2 protein-coding genes are annotated in these 1,216 nt (G+C 49.1%); both read left to right on the forward strand.

What is annotated here, in order from left to right; translation table 11 throughout:
• The coding region (locus G8770_RS23780) for a transposase (protein WP_208022483.1) at positions 1-321 on the forward strand (321 nt) is incomplete at its 5' end.
• Positions 318-1,184, forward strand: coding sequence for an IS3 family transposase (locus G8770_RS23785; protein ID WP_341771197.1), 867 nt, complete (start codon positions 318-320; stop codon positions 1,182-1,184). The genes G8770_RS23780 and G8770_RS23785, both read left to right, overlap by 4 nt.
• Positions 1,185-1,216 lie beyond the last annotated feature (32 nt).

Below are 1,216 nucleotides of genomic sequence, written 5' to 3' on the forward strand. Positions count from 1 at the left end.
GGAGGTGTCCCAATGGCACGTAAAAGAAATCAGGCTTATACCGAAGAGTTTCGTAGAGAAGCCGTCAAACGCTCCGAAAAGCCAGGAGTTACCCAGGCGCAGGTCGCCAAGGAATTGGGGGTTAGTCCCCAGCAGATTGCCAATTGGAAACGGCAGTTCAAGCGCCTGTCTGATAAGCAGTTTAATACTATGGATGGTGTCGATTATTCCAAAAAAGAGAGTGAAGAGCTGCGTAAACTCCGTCGTGAAAAGGCTGCCCTGGAAAAAGAGGTGGAATTTCTAAAAAAGGCAGCTGCGTACTTTGCGAACCACCAAGAGTGAAGTACGCCTTGATACGTGAGTATATTGGAGAATTTTCCATCGTCATGATGTGCCGTTCTTTGGGTGTGTCGAGAAGCGGATATTATCGATGGCTAGGGAGGCCCCAGAGCGATAGAGACAAGCAGCGGGCCTGGGTGAAAGAACAGGTGCTAGACACCTACGCGACCTTTAAAGCACGTTATGGGGCGCCCAGGATTGCTCAAGAATTGAAGGAGCTATACATTCCCTGTTGCACTAATACCGTGGCTAAAGTTCTGCGTTTGCAGGGTTTAAAGGCGCACAATGGCAAATCCTTCAACTATGGTGGTCACGCCCTGACAATGCATAACGTCGCCGACAATCTGTTGTGGCGGCAGTTTGGAGCGAGCAAGCCCAACGAGAAGTGGACCACGGATATCACGTATATCTGGGTGGAGAACCAGTGGTTGTATCTGGCTACGGTGATGGATCTGTTCTCTCGCACGATTGTTGGTTGGGCGCTTGAAGACAATATGACGGAAGCTCTAGTGACAAAGGCGCTTCAAATGGCCTTTAACCGGAGAGAAATTCAGCCAGGTTTAATTGTTCATTCTGACCGAGGTGTGCAGTACCGCTCACAGAAATATATCGACTTTATGGCTAAGCACGGCGCGGTTCCGAGTATGAGTCGCAAAGGGAACTGCTGGGACAATGCGCCGATGGAATCCTTCTATAGTCGTTTGAAGGTGGAGTTGATCTATCCGGAACAATTTAGCTCGATTGAGGAGGCCAAGTCCGGTATCTTTGAGTACATTGAAATATTTTACAACCGCTTGCGTAGGCACTCTTCTCTGGGATATGTAAGTCCTGCGCAGTTTGAAAAGGACGCGGCAATGGCCGCTTAGTTAAGGTGTCTACTTTTGGTGGGTAGGACCAA

The organism is Pseudomaricurvus hydrocarbonicus (assembly GCF_011602365.1).
GTDB lineage: Bacteria > Pseudomonadota > Gammaproteobacteria > Pseudomonadales > Cellvibrionaceae > Pseudomaricurvus > Pseudomaricurvus hydrocarbonicus.